Here is a 15,900-nt window from a genome sequence, read left to right as displayed (position 1 = left end):
CATGTTCAGCAAGAAAGCCCGAAATATCGTGCTGCTCGGTGCGATCGCCGCACTGCTGGTGGCGGTCGGCTACTGGAACATCAGCCCCGAGAGCTTCCTCGACAAGCCCGTGGCCCAGGTCGACGAAAGCGCCATCGACTACTACGCGATCAACGCCCACAGCGTGCAGTTCATGCCGGACGGCAAGATGCAGTACGAGATGACCGCCGACAAGGTCGAGCACCTAAAGGCCAGCGAAGTCTCCCTGCTGACCAAGCCCGACCTGCACTTGTACCGCGGTACCCAGTACCCATGGCACGTGCAGAGCGAGCGCGCCGAGGTCAACCCGGACGGCACCGAGGTCGAACTCATCGAGAAGGTCCGCGTGGCCCGCACCGATGAAAAGCAGCGCGAAATGATCGTCACCACGTCCCGCATGACCGTGTTCCCGCAGAAGCAATATGCGCAGACCGAGCAAGCCGTTAGAATCGACGGCGCCGGTGGGACCACTACGGGCAAAGGAATGAAAGCGTATTTGAAAGACGGCAGGATGGACCTGCTGTCCAACGTAAGAGGACAGTATGAGGCTCGTTAAAACCCTCCCCTTTTTGCTCAGCCTGAGCGCGGCACTGGGAAGCGCGAGCGCCTTGGCCCTGCCCAACGATCGTGACCAGCCTATCCGCATCCAGGCCGACAACGCTCACCTGGACGACAAGCAAGGCGTAGCCACCTATACCGGCGACGTGATCATCACCCAGGGCTCGATGATGATCAAAGGCAACACCGTGACCATCACCCGCGCCGCCTCCGGCGATATCGACGTGGTCACCTCGGTGGGCAACCTGGCGTATTTCGAGCAGCAGCAGAGCACCGCCAAGCCCGACAAGATGAAAGGCTGGGCCGTGACCATCCAGTACCAGGCGCAGAAGGACATGGTGATCCTCACCGACCGCGCCAAGGTCGAGAACGAAGGCAACACCACCGAAGGCGAGAAGATCGTCTACAACACCAAGACCCAGGTGGCCACCGCCGGTCGTGGTGGCAATGTGACCTCGCCGCGTCAGCGCATCGACATGGTGATTCAGCCGAAGAAGAAGGCCGAGTAAATGGCAACCCTCAAAGCCCAGCACCTGGCCAAGAGCTACAAGGGCCGCCAGGTCGTCCGCGACGTCAGCCTGTCGATCGACAGCGGCCAGATCGTCGGCCTGCTCGGCCCCAATGGCGCCGGCAAGACCACCTGCTTCTACATGATCGTCGGCCTGGTCCGCGCCGACCAGGGCCGCGTGCTGATCGACAACCTGGATGTCAGCCACCAGCCCATGCATGGCCGCGCCCGCGCCGGCATCGGCTATCTGCCCCAGGAAGCCTCGATCTTCCGCAAGCTGTCGGTGGCCGACAACATCATGGCCATCCTCGAGACCCGCAAGGACCTCGACCGCGACGGCCGCCGCAAGGAGCTGGAAAGCCTGCTGCAGGAGTTCCATATCAGCCACATCCGTGACAACCTCGGCATGAGCCTCTCCGGTGGCGAACGCCGCCGCGTCGAGATCGCACGGGCCCTGGCCACCGCGCCGAAGTTCATCCTGCTGGACGAACCCTTCGCCGGTGTCGACCCGATTTCCGTGGGCGATATCAAGCAGATCATCCATCACCTCAAGGCCAAGGGTATCGGTGTACTGATCACCGACCACAACGTCCGCGAGACGCTCGATATCTGCGAGACCGCCTACATCGTCAACGATGGACAACTGATCGCCGAAGGCGATGCCGAGACGATCCTGGCCAACGACCTGGTCAAGGAAGTCTACCTGGGCCACGAGTTCCGACTCTGAGCCCGGAGTCTGCCTGGGCACTGCTGCAAATGTTGCAGTGCTCTAGGCAAACGCTACAATTTCAGGCATATAACTTGCTTAAAATTGGCGCCCCGGCGCCCTTCGTGTAGTGGATGGCGCATGCGCGCCGGCGAACAAGGTATTAAGCCCCAGCCATGAAACCATCGCTCGTCCTAAAAATGGGCCAGCAACTGACGATGACACCGCAGTTGCAACAGGCCATCCGTCTGCTCCAGCTCTCCACCCTGGACCTCCAACAGGAAATTCAGGAAGCGCTGGAATCCAATCCGATGCTCGAACGTCAGGAAGACGGCGACGACTTCGACAACAGCGACCCCATGGCCGACAACGCCGAGAGCAAGCCCGTCGCCGAAGCCCAGGACAACAGTTTCCAGGAAAGCACGGCCAACGCCGAAACCCTGGAAGAAGGCGAATGGAACGAACGCATCCCCAACGAACTGCCCGTGGACACGGCCTGGGAAGACATCTACCAGACCAGTGCCAGCAGCCTGCCGGCCAGCGATGACGACGAGTGGGACTTCACCACCCGCACCTCCACCGGCGAGAGCCTGCAGAGCCACCTGCTGTGGCAGTTGAACCTGGCACCGATGTCCGACACCGACCGGCTCATCGCCGTGACCTTGATCGACAGCATCAACGGCCAGGGTTATCTGGAGGACAGCCTCGAGGAGATCTGCGCAGGCTTCGACCCCGAGCTGGATATCGAACTGGATGAAGTGGAGGCCGTACTGCACCGCATCCAGCAGTTCGAGCCCGCCGGCATCGGTGCACGCAACCTCGGCGAATGCCTGTTGCTGCAACTGCGCCAGTTGCCAGCCAACACGCCGTGGATGGCCGAGGCCCAGCGCCTGGTCACCGATTTCATCGACCTGCTCGGCAGCCGCGACTACAGCCAGCTGATGCGCCGCATGAAGCTCAAGGAAGATGAACTGCGCCAGGTCATCGAACTGGTACAGAGCCTCAACCCGCGCCCAGGCTCGCAGATCGAGTCCAGCGAGCCGGAGTACGTGGTGCCGGATGTCATCGTGCGCAAGGACAACGACCGCTGGTTGGTGGAACTCAACCAAGAAGCGATCCCCCGCCTGCGGGTCAACCCGCAATACGCAGGTTTCGTCCGCCGCGCCGACACCAGCGCCGACAACACGTTCATGCGCAACCAGTTGCAGGAGGCGCGCTGGTTCATCAAGAGCCTGCAGAGCCGCAACGAAACGCTGATGAAGGTCGCCACGCAAATCGTCGAACACCAACGCGGCTTCCTCGATCAGGGCGACGAGGCGATGAAGCCGCTGGTACTGCATGACATCGCCGAAGCGGTGGGCATGCACGAGTCGACCATTTCCCGGGTCACCACGCAGAAATACATGCACACCCCGCGTGGCATCTACGAATTGAAATACTTTTTCTCGAGCCATGTGAGCACCTCCGAAGGCGGTGAATGCTCGTCTACGGCGATCCGCGCGATCATCAAGAAACTGGTTGCAGCGGAAAATCAGAAAAAGCCATTGAGTGACAGCAAGATCGCTGGTTTACTGGAGGCACAAGGCATCCAGGTAGCCCGTCGCACCGTCGCCAAGTACCGCGAGTCCCTCGGCATCGCACCGTCGAGCGAGCGCAAGCGACTGATGTAGCCCCTGGCTGTGCCATAGCGTTTCAGTGGCAGGTGCAATACCTGCCCTTTATGCACGGGCAACAAAGGAGAAGCTGTATGCAAGTCAACATCAGTGGACAGCATGTAGAAGTCACCCAACCACTGCGTGAGTACGTACTCGAGAAGCTCGCCCGGGTGGAAGGACATTTCGACAAGATCACCAACGTCACGGTGATCATGAAAGTCGAGAAACTGCAGCAGAAGGTCGAGGCCACGCTCCAGATTCCCGGCGGAGAAGTGGTTGCCAACGCCGAACACCAAGACATGTATGCAGCGATCGACGCCCTGGCTGACAAGCTCGACCGCCAACTGAAAAAACATAAGGAAAAACAGCAAAGCCTGCTGCAAGGTGCAGCCGCCCGCTGATCCCTCTCATCCATGATCCGACTTGAAACCATCCTGACCCCCGGCCGTTCCCTCGTGAACGTGCCGGGCGGCAGTAAGAAGCGCGCCCTGGAAAAGGTCGCCAACCTGATCGCCGAGCAAATTCCCGAACTGGAGATGCAAGACGTCTTCGATAAACTGATTGCCCGCGAGAAACTGGGTTCCACCGGCTTCGGCAATGGCATCGCCATTCCCCACTGCCGGCTCGAAGGCTGCACGGCCCCCGTCAGCGCCCTGCTGCACCTGGATGCTCCTATCGACTACGACGCCATCGATGGCGCGCCCGTGGACCTGCTGTTCGTCCTGCTGGTGCCGGAAGCTGCCACCGATGCGCACCTTGAACTGCTGCGCCAGATCGCCAGCATGCTCGATCGCAAGGAGGTTCGCGATCGCCTGCGTGCCGCCGACAGCAGCGAGGCCCTGTACCAGGTAGTCCTGGACGCACAGAACGAGCACTGAACATGCGCCTGATCATCGTCAGCGGCCGGTCCGGCTCCGGCAAAAGTACCGCCCTCGATGTCCTGGAAGACAACGGCTATTACTGCATCGACAACCTGCCCGCCGGGTTGTTGCCGCAACTGGCCGAAAACGCACTGATCAACACCGAGCTGTTGCAACCGAAGGTGGCCGTTTCCATCGACGCACGCAACCTGCCCAGCCACCTGAGCCGCTTCCCCGACCTGCTCGAAGATGCCAGGAGCCGGCATATCCAATGCGACGTGCTGTACCTGGACGCCGACGAGGAGACGCTGCTCAAGCGTTTCTCCGAGACCCGCCGGCGCCACCCGCTGACCAACGCCAACCGCTCCCTGGCAGAAGCGATCCGCGTCGAGAGCGAGCTACTCGGCCCGATCTCCGACCTGGCCGACCTGAAGATCGACACCACCAACCTGAACCTCTATCAGCTGCGAGACTCGATCAAGCTGCGCCTGCTCAACCAGCCTGAGCCCGGCACCGCCTTCCTGGTCGAGTCCTTCGGGTTCAAGCGTGGCATGCCCGTGGACGCCGACCTGGTGTTCGACGTACGCTGCCTGCCCAACCCGTACTGGAAGCCGGAACTGCGTGAGCATTCCGGGTTGGACCAGCCAGTGATCGACTACCTTGCCACCCAGCCGGACGTCGAGGAGATGTTCCAGGACATTTCCAGCTACCTGCTCAAATGGCTGCCCCGCTTCGCTGCCAGCAACCGTGCGTATGTCACCATCGCCATCGGCTGCACCGGCGGGCACCACCGCTCCGTGTACCTGACCGAGCGCTTGGGCCAGTTGCTGCAACAATCCCTGAAAAACGTCCAGGTCCGCCACCGCGACCTCTAGCCCACAGGATATCCGCCCCACGATGCCCGCCCGCGAAATCACCATCATCAACAAGCTTGGCCTGCATGCCCGGGCGGCGGCCAAGTTCGTCGGCGTGGCCGGCCGCTTCCCCTGCCAGGTCAGGGTCGGGCGCGCGCCGGACAAGCTGGTGGATGGCAAGAGCATCATGGCGGTGATGATGCTGGCGGCGGGCAAGGGCACCTCGGTGCACCTGCATACCGAGGGCGAGCAGGACAACGAAGCCATGGAAGCACTGGTCGAGTTGATCAACAATTACTTCGATGAAGGTGAGTAACCCACTGAAGTCGTAATCCTTGTGGATCTGCAACTCAAGACATCGCCGTATCCAGCACCATCATCAAACAGAACCCGATGCACAGCCCCAGGCCGGCTAACCGGTGATGCCCATTGCTACGCGACTCCGGGATGATCTCCTGGGTCACTACCAGCAACATCGCCCCCGCCGCACACGCTAGGCCGAGCGGTAGCAGCAATTGGGCAACGTTCACCAGCCAGGCACAGATCACCGCTGCCAGAGGCTCTACCAGCCCCGAAGCCGTCGCTTTTGCCCCGAAAAATATCCGAACTGGGAGCAACATGGTTTTATTGCACGCTGGGAAAGACCGACAAATGACAATTGGCCGAAAAGCACAATGTTCGAGGTAGGCGTTTTTTCCGAAAACAACAGCTTGATCAAAACAGTCGGGACAACCCCCGACTTTCACTGCCCGATCCCTGTGAGCATCTACCACAGCTATAAGCATATGAAATATTATATTGGCGTGCGTGCGTTCAACATGGTCTCCCCGGGCGATAAAAGCCTTCCGGCGAAGCACCTGATCTCGCGGCTGCCCTCTATGAATTGCTAAAACGCCCTATCCTCTCTACGGCATAATGCTTGTTGTTTCGAACTACGGCGACAATGTCGCCGCATGTCGAAACAACAGCCCGCAGACAAGGCTCAGCTCCCCGCAACCGTCATCCGCTCGATCAGCACCGAGCCGCTGTGGATATTGCTACGGGTTTCGATATCGCTGCCAATCGCCACGATCTGCTGGAACATGTCCTTCATGTTGCCGGCGATCGTCACTTCCTGGACAGGGAACTGGATCTCGCCGTTCTCCACCCAAAAGCCCGCCGCGCCGCGGGAGTAATCACCGGTCACCATGTTCAGGCCATGCCCCATCAATTCGGTCACCAGCAGGCCACGCCCCATACGGCGGATCAAGGCTGCCTGGTCTTCGACCCCGTGGGTGACGAAGAGGTTATGCACACCACCGGCGTTGGCGGTGCTCGGCAGGCCCAACTTGCGACCCGAATAGGTACCCAGCAGGTAGGAAACCAGCTCGCCCTTGTCGACGAACGGCTTGGCATAGGTGGCCAGGCCATCGCCATCGAAGGCGGCACTGCCCAAGGCGCGCGGCAGGTGCGGGCGCTCGTCGAGGGTCAGCCAGGTGGGGAACAGGCGTTGGCCGATGGCACCGTCAAGGAACGATGACTTGCGGTACAGGTTGCCGCCGGAGATCGCCGACAGGAAGCTGCCGAACAGGCCACCGGCCAGTTCGGCAGAGAACAGCACCGGCACTTCGCAGGTCGGCACCGGGCGCGCCCCAAGGCGGCTGGCCGCGCGCTGTGCAGCCCGCTGACCGATGCTGCGCGGGTCGGCCAGCAGGTTGCCCTGGCGATTGACGTCATACCAATAGTCGCGCTGCATCTGCCCTTCGCCTTCGGCGATCATCACGCAACTTAAGCTATGGCGCGTGGAGGCATAGCTGCCGATGAAGCCATGGCTGTTGCCATAGACCCGACAGCCTTGATGGGTGTTCAGGGTCGTGCCGTCGGCATTGAGGACGCGCGGGTCGGCATCGAAGGCCGCCGCTTCGCAGGCCAACGCCATCTCGACGGCCTTTTCCGGCTCCAGGCCCCAGTCATGATAGAGATCGAGGTCCGGGATCTCACGGGCCATCAGTGCCGCGTCGGCCAAGCCTGCACATTCATCCTCGGAGGTATGCTGGGCAATGGCCAGGGCGGCCGCGACGGTCTCGCGAATGGCCTCCGGGCCGCTCGCCGAGGTGCTGGCCGAGCCTTTGCGCTGGCCGACGTAGAGGGTGATGCCGAAGCCCTGGTCACGGTTGAACTCGACCGTCTCGACCTCACGCTGACGCACCGTGGTGGACAGGCCCTGCTCCAGCGACACCGCGACCTCGCAGGCGCTGGCGCCTTGGCGGCGCGCCTCTGCGATGATCGCCTCGACCTGTTCCTGCAAGGCTGGCAGGTCCTTGGGGCCTACGCTCTGGACTGCACTCATGGTTTTCTCCACTCAAAATTCTGCGTTCGGCTTGGGTCATTGTACGACCGGGCCGGACAAGCGGCCCCCGACTGGTTATCATGGCGGCGATTTCCAGCGGACTGCCACCATGGTTGATTCATACGACGACGCCTTCGACGGCGAAAAAAGCAAAACCCAGATCAAGCGCGAGCTGCATGCGTTGGTCGAACTCGGTGAGCGCCTCACGACGCTCAAGGCCGATACCCTGGCGCGCCTGCCTTTGACCGACGAGCTGCGCAAGGCGCTGGCCGAAGCCTCCAAGCACACGGCTCATGGCGCCCGCAAACGCCACATGTCGTTCGTCGGCAAGCTGATGCGCGTACAGGACATCGACGCGATCCATGCCGTGCTCGAGCAGATGGACAGCTCGACCCGCCAGTACAACGAGCGCTTCCATAACCTGGAGCGTTGGCGCGATCGCCTGGTCGACGGCACCGACGATGACCTCGAACGTTTCGTCAACGAGTACCCCGACACCGATCGCCAGCACCTGCGTTCGCTGATCCGCCACGCCCAGCACGAGAAAGCACGAAATAAGCCGCCAGCCGCTGCGCGCAAGGTCTTCAAGTACATCCGTGACCTCGACGAACTGCAGCGCGGGTTGCGCTGAGCCCTGCCGAGGGGGCCTGTAGGAGCGGGCTTGCCCCGCGAAGCAGGCGCCGCAGTACTGGCTGGCACCGGCCTCGTCGGTGTCCGCAAGGCACGCCCGCTCCCACAACGGCCCACGTCGGCATCACGCGCCGGTACCCCCAACGGTAATCGCATCGAGCTTCAAGGTCGGCTGGCCAACGCCCACCGGTACCGATTGCCCATCCTTGCCGCATGTCCCCACCCCGCTGTCCAGGGCCAGGTCGTTACCGACCATCGAGACCCGGCTCATGGCCTCCGGACCATTGCCGATCAAGGTGGCGCCCTTGACCGGCGCGGTGATCTTGCCGTCTTCGATCAAATACGCCTCGCTGGTGGAAAACACGAACTTGCCGCTGGTGATATCCACCTGGCCACCGCCAAGGTTCGCGCAATAGATACCCTTTTTCACCGAGGCGATGATTTCCTGCGGGTCGCTTTCACCGGCACGCATGTAGGTGTTGGTCATACGCGGCATCGGCAGGTGGGCGTAGGACTCGCGACGACCGTTGCCGGTGACCGCCATGCCCATGAGCCGCGCATTGAGCTTGTCCTGCATGTAGCCTTTGAGGATGCCGTTCTCGATCAAGGTGGTGCATTCGGTCGGGGTGCCCTCGTCATCGACGCTCAGGGAGCCCCGCCGGCCTTCCAGGGTGCCGTCGTCGACGATAGTGCACAGCTTGGAGGCTACCTGTTCACCGATGCGCCCGCTGTAGGCCGAGCTGCCCTTGCGGTTGAAGTCGCCTTCCAGGCCGTGGCCCACGGCCTCGTGCAACAGCACGCCGGACCAGCCTGGGCCCAGCACGACCGGCAGGGTACCGGCCGGTGCCGGCTTGGCCTCGAGGTTGACCAACGCCTGACGAAGGGCCTCTCGGGCGTAGCCCATGACCCGCTCCTCGGTGAAGTAGCGGTAGTCGGTGCGCCCACCACCCCCCTGCCCGCCACGCTCGCGACGGCCGTTCTGCTCGACGATCACACTGACGTTGAAACGAACCAGCGGCCGCACGTCGGCCGCCAGGCTGCCATCGACCGCAGCCACCAGGATGCGCTCCCAGACCCCGGCCATGCTCACGGTGACCTGCTGGATACGGGGGTCCAGGGCACGGGTCGCGGCGTCCACACGCTTGAGCAGCTCGACTTTCTCGGCGCGGCTGAGCACGTCCAGCGGGTTGTCCTGGGCGTACAACGCCGTCACTTCCTGGCTTCGGAAGGCCTGCACGCGGCCCTCCTGCCCGGCGCGAGAAATGGAACGGGCAGCACGGGCCGCCGAGGTCAGCGCCTCGAGGTTGATGGCATTGCTGTAGGCGAAACCGGTCTTCTCACCAGACTGGGCACGCACGCCCACGCCCTGGTCGAGGTTGAAGCTACCCTCCTTGACGATGCCGTCCTCCAGCGCCCAGGTTTCCGAGATCTGGCCCTGGAAATACAGGTCGGCGGCATCGATGCCTGGGCCTGCCAACTCGCCCAGCACAGCCTGCAGGCTGTCCAGGGTCAGTCCGCCGGGGGCCAGGAGCTGTTCGCTGACGGTGGATAACATCTGGCTCATAGTCACTCCGAGGTGTGCGCAGGCCGCAAGGCGTCCTGCGAGAAAAAGCGCCGGTGCTGGGCAACCGGCATTCGCGCCCGGATGGACGCCTGTTCAATGCTGTCGCGCTCGGCCAGCAATACGCCTTCGCCGCGCGCCTGTTCAGCGACGATACGCCCCCAAGGGTCGACGATCGCCGCATGGCCATGGGTTTCCCGTGGCCCTGGGTGGGTGCCGCCCTGAGCGGCGGCAAGCATGTAGCACTGGGTTTCGATGGCCCTGGCCCGAATGAGCACCTCCCAATGCGCCGCGCCGGTCACTGCGGTGAAAGCCGATGGTGCGCTGATCAATTCAGCTCCGGCGGCGCGCAGTGCACTGTACAGCTCGGGAAAGCGCAGGTCGTAGCACACCGAAAGCCCGAGGCGCCCCACCGGGGTATCGGCCACCACGACCTGAGCTCCGTGGGCGTAGTCATCGGATTCGCGGTAACGGCCCCGGTTGTCGGCCACGTCTACATCGAACAGGTGCAGCTTGTCGTAGCGCGCTGCCACTTCACCGTGTTCATCGATCAGCAACGAGCAGGCATGGGCCTTCGCGTCGGGCTGACCGACCGGCGGCAACGGCAAGGTGCCTGCGACAATCCATAACTTGAGGTCGCGGGCCGCGCGTTTCAACCACGGCAGGATCGGGCCCTGACCAAGGGCTTCGGCCCGACCGATGGCCGCCGCATCGCGCCGGCCCATGGCGGCGAAGTTCTCGGGCAGCACTGCCAGCCGGGCACCGCCACTGGCAGCCTGCTCAAGCAAGGCCCTGGCCTGTCGCAGGTTAGCCGCTACATCGTCCTGGCTGACCATCTGGATGACCGCTGACTTCATTAGCGTTTCTCGAAAGGTTTCACAAAGGTGATTTTAGGCTCTTTCCAGGGCCCCTCGACGCGATAGTGCACGCTGGCGAAACGCGACACCCGATCGCCGATCAGCCGATCGACCAAGAACAAGGCGCCGCCGACAGCCGGCGCACCGACGATCAGGGCAGCCAACGGCAGATTGTTGGTGACCGGCAGGCTGACCTGCAGGTTGGCATCGACACGGTCGCGAACCAGGTCGAGGGTGCCATCGAGCTCGAAGTTGCTCGACGGCCCGCTGATGGTGATCGGCTCACGGGTCACGTAGACCCCTTGGCTGGCGACCAGCAGGCCTTTGACCCGGTCGTAGGCCAGGCCCTTGTCGAACAGGTCGGAGAAGTCCAGGCGCAGGCGGCGGCCGATGGAATTGAAATTGAGCAGGCCGAACACCCGCAGCGCCTGGGCCCCGCCCTCCACTTCGACGAACTGGCCGGAGCGCAAGGCGGCATCGAGGCTGCCGGAGAAACGCTTGAGCGCAACCCAGGCCGGCGAACCCGGCCAGCGGCCATCCACGTCCAGGCGGAAGTCGCGGCTGGTGGCGGTGGGCGCAAAGCCCCAGGCCTTGAGCACATCGGCAAGGTTCTTGCCCTCCAGTCGGCCCTTGTACCAACTACCCGTGCTCCCTGGTTCCCCTTCCCAGCCACCGCTGCCGTCGATACGCAGGCCCTTGAGGTCGAGGTCGACATCATCGAATTTCATGCCGCGCGGGGTAGGCCGCAGCTTGATCGCGACGCTGCCGAACAGATCGTCACCGCGATACAGCTTGTCGACAGTCACATCCAGGGCCGGCACCTGGCGTGGGTCGAAGCTGCCCAACGGGTCAGGTGCATCCTCTGGTTGCTTGCCCGCAGGCTCCTCCGGCGGCAGGCGCAGGGTCTGCAGCCTGACGACCATCGGCGCTGCCTTGGCATCGGGCACCCGCGCATTACCGATGACTTCACGGCTGTCCAGGCGCAGGTCCCAGGCACTGGCACCCCGCGCCAGACGCACGACAGCCTGGTTCAGGTCCAAGTCGAACGCCTTGAGCTGGCCGATGCTCAGGTCCACGCCCTGCAAGCGCTGCCTGGCGTTACCACCTGGGTCCTGGCCTGCGAAACGCTCCATCTGCGCTTGCCAGGGCGCCAGGTCCAAAGTTTCCAGGCGCCCGCGAACCCGCACGCCCTGGCCCGCTGGAAGCTGTGCACTACCGCTGCCCAGCAGCAGTTCGCCTCGCCCTTGGGCAAGGTTCTCGATCGGCGCGGCATAGGCCAGGTGCGCAAGGTCGCCGTAGCTGGCATCCAGGCGTCGCTCAGGCCCTTGCAGGGTCATGCTGAAGCGGCTGTCCAGGGTATCCCGCGCGGCCTTGGTGAACGGTGCCGGCAGGTCGATGGCCAGCCCCTTGAGCGAGGAGTTCACGGTCAAGCGGTTGTCGCGACTCCCCAGGCTCACTTGCACTTGGTAGGGCAGCTCGCCCGCAGCCGGCAGTGGCTGGTTAAATTTCAACCAGTCGGTCAGTGCCTTCAGGCCGACGCTGCCGGTGGCATTGATGCGGGTCTGGATCTGCCCGGGCTGGCCTTCGGCGAAGATCTGCGCCGTGACCGGCTTGCCGAATGCCTGGAAGGTGATGCCCTTGCCGCTCAGGCCTTTATCCAGATCGAAGCTGAAATCGCCCTTGAGTCGGCTCAGATCCAGGGTCGGCGGAGCCACTTTCAGGCGCGCGTCGGCGGTGGCGAAATCGACCACGACCTTGGGCCGCTCGCCATGGGCCAGAGGAATGTCGAGATTGACCTTGCCCTTGAGCGGCCCTTCGCCTTCCCAGCCGGCGAAGATCTCGCCCGTGCCGATGGGCGCTTGCTGGAGGATCTTCAAACCATCGCCCAGGCTGCCATCGAAATCGCCGTTCAGGTACAGGTGGCTGTGCTGGCCCTCGTCGACATGGGGAATGTCGACGCTGACATCGCTCACCTGGGTATCGAGCAACAGGCCGCGTCGGGCCTTGATGCGGACACCGCTGTCCTCGATGTAGACGTCGCCATCGACCTGCTGCACCTGAGGCCAGCCAGGCTGGAAGGCCAGGGCGGCGTCATGCACCTTGAAGAACAGGCTGATGCTGCGGGCCTCAGGGGCGGCACCGTGGTTCAGCGAACCCTGGTACTGGAAGTAGCCCTCATCGACGGAGCCCTTGACGATGGCACTGCGAAGCCATTCATCCAGCGCTGGGCTGAGCACCTCGGGCAAGTACTTGGCGGTGTAGCGGCCATCGCCCTCGGTCAGGCCCACGCGCAGGTCCATGTAGTCCTCGCGGCCTTCCTCGAACAGCAGGCGGATGAGGAAGTCGGCAGCGATCTTGCCCTCCTCGCCGAGCACCTTGATATAGGGCGCAACGAGGGTGAAGCCTTCCTTGTCCAGGCGCCAGGTGAGCCGTGCGTTGGCCTTCTGGTAATGCCAGGGTTTGGCGAAGATCGGGTACAAGTGCAGCATGAAGGCGTCGGTATCCAGACGCAGCTCACCCTGGCCGAGATCACCGCTGATGCTGCCGTTCACGTTTCCGGCCGCCGGTGCGTTGTGGTAGGCGTCGAAGCCGACCTTCTCCAGATTGGCGGCGAACGCCAGGCGCTGGTCGCCTTCGGCCTTGGGGCGGATATCCAGGCGCAGGTTGCGCAGCGAGCCGGTGACCTTGAGCGCATCGACCACGGCCATGAGTTTGTCCGGCAGCGGCGCCAGGGCATCGACCAGAGGCGTCAACGGGGTCAGGTCCAGGCGGTCGGCCTGTACTTGCCAGCTTTCCTGGGTCGAGCCCTGCCCTGGGCGCTGCCTGAGCTGCAGGTGGGTCTCCCAGCGGGTGTCGCCCAGGCTCATGGCGAGCGAATCGACCACGCCGTCGAAGCCTTCCTCGCCCCGCTGGAGCCAGGCCGACACGGCCAGGTTGTCCACGGCGACCGCCTTGCGCCCGCTATAGGCGCCGCGCAAGTGTGGCGCATTGAGGCGTACCACGGCGCGCTGCAATTGGCCCTCGCGCCAGTCAACCCAGAATTCGCCGCCGGCCCGTAGTGTCTCGGCCTGCCACCGCCCGAGCAAGCGCGGGGGCAACCAACGGGCCCAGTCGCTTTGCGGCAGGCTCAGGTAGGCCTGCACCTGGCCATCGCGCCAGGCCTTGGCGGTGGCACGGCTGCGCAGGTTGACCGCCAGGGGTTGCCCGTCCGGTAGAGTGCCGCGCAGGTCGAGGGCCTGGCGCGACGCCCCGGCTTCGAGGCCAAGGCTGACATAGGTAAGGGTGAGGGGGTCGCGCTGCCAGGGATGAAGGGTGACCTGGCTGTCGAAGACATCGACCCTGCCCAACTGCTGCAGGCGTTGTAATACCTGCGCAGGATCCAGCGGGGTATCGTCCTGGCGCGGCAGGCCTTCCAGGGCCCAGGCGCCCTGCTCGTCTTCGCGCAGGATCAGTTGCAGCCCGCCGAGCTGGATACGCGCCAGGCGCAGCTCGCGCGCCTTGAGGCTGGCCCACAGGTCCGGAACCACCTTGACTTCGTCCAGGCGTAACGCCGCGGCCCCTTCGCCCACCTGCAGATCACGCACGTGCAGCACGGGCGCCAGGCCGCTCCAGCGCCCCTCCAGGGCACCCACATGCACCGGCAAGCCCAGGGCCTGCTCGGCCTTGTTCTGGACATCGGCACGGTACTCGGCCACCAGCGGGACCAGTTCCCGACCGAGGCTGACATACAGCGCCACCAGCACCGCCAGCAGGGCGCAGATTCCCAGCCCCCAGCGGGTCAAGGCGCCTAGAACGTGGGTCAGACGTCCCATGGCCATGGCCCTCCAAGTCGTGCCTTAACTATGGCTCGGTGCCGTGGTTTTACCAGCGCCGCCGAACGCGAAAGGGTTTCAGAACGCGTCAGAGCAGCACCACATCGTATTGTTCCTGGGAATACATGGACTCGACCTGGAAGCGAATGGTTCGACCGATGAAGGCCTCGAGTTCGGCCACATTGCCGGACTCTTCATCCAGCAGGCGGTCGACCACCTTCTGGTTGGCCAGCACCCGGTAACCCTCGGCCTGGTAGGCCCGGGCCTCGCGGAGGATTTCACGGAAGATTTCATAGCATACGGTTTCGGGGGTCTTCAGCTTGCCGCGCCCCTGGCAGGCGATGCACGGCTCGCACAGCACCTGTTCGAGGCTTTCGCGGGTACGCTTGCGGGTCATCTGTACCAGCCCGAGCTCGGTGATGCCGATGATGTTGGTCTTGGCATGGTCACGCTCGAGCTGCTTCTCGAGGGTGCGCAGGACCTGGCGCTGGTGCTCCTCGTCCTCCATGTCGATGAAGTCGATGATGATGATGCCGCCGATGTTGCGCAGGCGCAGTTGCCGGGCGATGGCGGTGGCGGCCTCGAGGTTGGTCTTGAAGATGGTTTCCTCGAGGTTGCGGTGGCCGACGAAGGCGCCGGTATTGACGTCGATGGTGGTCATCGCCTCGGCCGGGTCGACCACCAGGTAGCCACCGGACTTGAGCGGCACCTTGCGCTCCAGGGCTCGCTGGATCTCGTCCTCCACACCATACAGGTCGAAGATCGGTCGCTCGCCTGGGTAGTGCTCGAGACGGTCGGCGATTTCCGGCATCAGCTCGGCGACGAACTGCGTGGTCTTCTGGAAGGTTTCCCGCGAGTCGATGCGGATCTTCTCGATCTTGGGGTTGACCAGGTCGCGCAGGGTACGCAGGGCCAGCCCCAGGTCCTCGTAGATCACCAACGGGGAGCCGCAGGTCTGGATCTGGCTACCGATCTGCTCCCACAGCCTGCGCAGGTAGCGGATGTCCTGGAGGATATCGTCGGCGCGGGCGCCTTCGGCAGCCGTGCGCAGGATGAAGCCGCCGGCGTCCTTGATGTCTTCCTTCTCCACGCAGTCGCTGACCACCTGCTTGAGCCGCTCGCGCTCGGCCTCGTCTTCGATCTTCAGGGAAATACCCACATGGCTGCTGCGCGGCATGTACACCAGGTAGCGCGACGGGATCGACAACTGGGTGGTCAGGCGAGCGCCCTTGGTGCCGATCGGGTCCTTGGTCACTTGCACGACCAGGGCCTGCCCCTCATGGACCAGCGCGCTGATGTTCTCCACCGCCGAGCCTTCGCGCTGGGAAATCTCCGACGCATGGATGAACGCGGCGCGTTCCAGGCCGATATCGACGAACGCCGCCTGCATGCCCGGCAGCACGCGCACGACCTTGCCCTTGTAGATATTGCCGACGATGCCCCGGCGCTGGGTACGCTCGACATGCACTTCCTGCAAAACGCCGTTTTCCACCACTGCCACGCGTGATTCCATCGGGGTGATGTTGATCAGGATCTCTTCACTCATGGCGGG

14 protein-coding genes and 1 pseudogene are annotated in these 15,900 nt (G+C 63.6%); 9 read left to right on the top strand and 6 right to left on the bottom strand.

The window, feature by feature from the left end:
* The first annotated feature begins 1 nt into the window (after position 1).
* The 8 genes from lptC to ACNFG0_RS05230 all read left to right on the top strand — a co-directional run bounded on the left by lptC (position 2) and on the right by ACNFG0_RS05230 (position 5,475).
* Positions 2 to 574: an LPS export ABC transporter periplasmic protein LptC gene (gene lptC / locus ACNFG0_RS05265; RefSeq protein WP_084854537.1), complete on the top strand. Its 573-nt coding sequence runs from the start codon at positions 2 to 4 to the stop codon at positions 572 to 574.
* A complete protein-coding gene (gene lptA / locus ACNFG0_RS05260; RefSeq protein WP_196146431.1) occupies positions 561 to 1,085 on the top strand; it encodes a lipopolysaccharide transport periplasmic protein LptA in 525 nt (174 codons plus the stop codon). Before lptC ends, lptA begins: the two co-directional genes overlap by 14 nt.
* On the top strand, positions 1,086 to 1,811 hold the full coding sequence (gene lptB, locus ACNFG0_RS05255; protein WP_084854539.1) for an LPS export ABC transporter ATP-binding protein: 726 nt from the start codon (positions 1,086 to 1,088) through the stop codon (positions 1,809 to 1,811).
* 155 nt (positions 1,812 to 1,966) lie between these two features.
* Positions 1,967 to 3,460, top strand: a complete 1,494-nt coding sequence (locus tag ACNFG0_RS05250; protein ID WP_196146430.1) for an RNA polymerase factor sigma-54 — start codon at positions 1,967 to 1,969, stop codon at positions 3,458 to 3,460.
* 77 nt (positions 3,461 to 3,537) lie between these two features.
* On the top strand, positions 3,538 to 3,846 hold the full coding sequence (gene hpf, locus ACNFG0_RS05245) for a ribosome hibernation-promoting factor, HPF/YfiA family (protein WP_043213265.1): 309 nt from the start codon (positions 3,538 to 3,540) through the stop codon (positions 3,844 to 3,846).
* Positions 3,847 to 3,858: 12 nt separating this feature from the next.
* Positions 3,859 to 4,323, top strand: coding sequence for a PTS IIA-like nitrogen regulatory protein PtsN (ptsN, locus tag ACNFG0_RS05240; protein WP_196155264.1), 465 nt, complete (start codon positions 3,859 to 3,861; stop codon positions 4,321 to 4,323).
* A gap of 2 nt (positions 4,324 to 4,325) precedes the next feature.
* Positions 4,326 to 5,180, top strand: a complete 855-nt coding sequence (gene rapZ / locus ACNFG0_RS05235; protein ID WP_196146428.1) for an RNase adapter RapZ — start codon at positions 4,326 to 4,328, stop codon at positions 5,178 to 5,180.
* Between the two features lie 22 nt (positions 5,181 to 5,202).
* On the top strand, positions 5,203 to 5,475 hold the full coding sequence (locus tag ACNFG0_RS05230; protein WP_196155263.1) for an HPr family phosphocarrier protein: 273 nt from the start codon (positions 5,203 to 5,205) through the stop codon (positions 5,473 to 5,475).
* A gap of 34 nt (positions 5,476 to 5,509) precedes the next feature.
* Here ACNFG0_RS05230 and ACNFG0_RS05225 read toward each other — a convergent pair.
* Together ACNFG0_RS05225 and pmbA are read right to left on the bottom strand one after the other, a co-directional pair.
* A pseudogene (locus ACNFG0_RS05225) lies at positions 5,510 to 5,737 on the bottom strand (ZIP family metal transporter); the annotation flags it as partial.
* 404 nt (positions 5,738 to 6,141) lie between these two features.
* Positions 6,142 to 7,488 carry a metalloprotease PmbA gene (gene pmbA, locus ACNFG0_RS05220; protein ID WP_416764161.1) on the bottom strand — a complete coding sequence of 449 codons (1,347 nt, stop codon included), beginning with the start codon at positions 7,486 to 7,488 and terminating at the stop codon, positions 6,142 to 6,144.
* A 109-nt stretch (positions 7,489 to 7,597) separates the two neighbouring features.
* Between pmbA and yjgA the strand changes: the two genes are divergently transcribed.
* Positions 7,598 to 8,119: a ribosome biogenesis factor YjgA gene (gene yjgA, locus ACNFG0_RS05215; protein WP_196146422.1), complete on the top strand. Its 522-nt coding sequence runs from the start codon at positions 7,598 to 7,600 to the stop codon at positions 8,117 to 8,119.
* A gap of 123 nt (positions 8,120 to 8,242) precedes the next feature.
* Here yjgA and tldD read toward each other — a convergent pair whose 3' ends face one another.
* The 4 genes from tldD to rng all read right to left on the bottom strand — a co-directional run bounded on the left by tldD (position 8,243) and on the right by rng (position 15,894).
* Positions 8,243 to 9,682: a metalloprotease TldD gene (tldD, locus tag ACNFG0_RS05210; protein WP_196155259.1), complete on the bottom strand. Its 1,440-nt coding sequence runs from the start codon at positions 9,680 to 9,682 to the stop codon at positions 8,243 to 8,245.
* A 2-nt stretch (positions 9,683 to 9,684) separates the two neighbouring features.
* Positions 9,685 to 10,536, bottom strand: a complete 852-nt coding sequence (locus ACNFG0_RS05205) for a carbon-nitrogen hydrolase family protein (protein ID WP_416764159.1) — start codon at positions 10,534 to 10,536, stop codon at positions 9,685 to 9,687.
* Complete coding sequence (locus ACNFG0_RS05200) at positions 10,536 to 14,354, bottom strand: YhdP family protein (RefSeq protein WP_416764157.1); 3,819 nt, start codon at positions 14,352 to 14,354, stop codon at positions 10,536 to 10,538. The genes ACNFG0_RS05205 and ACNFG0_RS05200 overlap by 1 nt, the downstream gene beginning before the upstream one ends.
* Before the next feature lie 82 nt (positions 14,355 to 14,436).
* Complete coding sequence (gene rng, locus ACNFG0_RS05195) at positions 14,437 to 15,894, bottom strand: ribonuclease G (protein ID WP_416764155.1); 1,458 nt, start codon at positions 15,892 to 15,894, stop codon at positions 14,437 to 14,439.
* Positions 15,895 to 15,900: the final 6 nt, after the last annotated feature.

It is taken from the genome of Pseudomonas sp. NY15372 (assembly GCF_048068215.1).
Lineage (GTDB): Bacteria > Pseudomonadota > Gammaproteobacteria > Pseudomonadales > Pseudomonadaceae > Aquipseudomonas > Aquipseudomonas guariconensis_A.
Note: the sequence above shows the minus strand (reverse complement) of the source record. Positions and strands in the feature narration are given on the sequence as shown.

Coding starts and splice junctions, on each gene's coding strand:
- lptC (WP_084854537.1), top strand. CDS start 2: ATGTTCAGCAAGAAAGCCCGAAATATCGTGCTGCTCGGTGCGATCGCC.
- lptA (WP_196146431.1), top strand. CDS start 561: ATGAGGCTCGTTAAAACCCTCCCCTTTTTGCTCAGCCTGAGCGCGGCA.
- lptB (WP_084854539.1), top strand. CDS start 1,086: ATGGCAACCCTCAAAGCCCAGCACCTGGCCAAGAGCTACAAGGGCCGC.
- ACNFG0_RS05250 (WP_196146430.1), top strand. CDS start 1,967: ATGAAACCATCGCTCGTCCTAAAAATGGGCCAGCAACTGACGATGACA.
- hpf (WP_043213265.1), top strand. CDS start 3,538: ATGCAAGTCAACATCAGTGGACAGCATGTAGAAGTCACCCAACCACTG.
- ptsN (WP_196155264.1), top strand. CDS start 3,859: ATGATCCGACTTGAAACCATCCTGACCCCCGGCCGTTCCCTCGTGAAC.
- rapZ (WP_196146428.1), top strand. CDS start 4,326: ATGCGCCTGATCATCGTCAGCGGCCGGTCCGGCTCCGGCAAAAGTACC.
- ACNFG0_RS05230 (WP_196155263.1), top strand. CDS start 5,203: ATGCCCGCCCGCGAAATCACCATCATCAACAAGCTTGGCCTGCATGCC.
- pmbA (WP_416764161.1), bottom strand. CDS start 7,488: ATGAGTGCAGTCCAGAGCGTAGGCCCCAAGGACCTGCCAGCCTTGCAG.
- yjgA (WP_196146422.1), top strand. CDS start 7,598: ATGGTTGATTCATACGACGACGCCTTCGACGGCGAAAAAAGCAAAACC.
- tldD (WP_196155259.1), bottom strand. CDS start 9,682: ATGAGCCAGATGTTATCCACCGTCAGCGAACAGCTCCTGGCCCCCGGC.
- ACNFG0_RS05205 (WP_416764159.1), bottom strand. CDS start 10,536: ATGAAGTCAGCGGTCATCCAGATGGTCAGCCAGGACGATGTAGCGGCT.
- ACNFG0_RS05200 (WP_416764157.1), bottom strand. CDS start 14,354: ATGGCCATGGGACGTCTGACCCACGTTCTAGGCGCCTTGACCCGCTGG.
- rng (WP_416764155.1), bottom strand. CDS start 15,894: ATGAGTGAAGAGATCCTGATCAACATCACCCCGATGGAATCACGCGTG.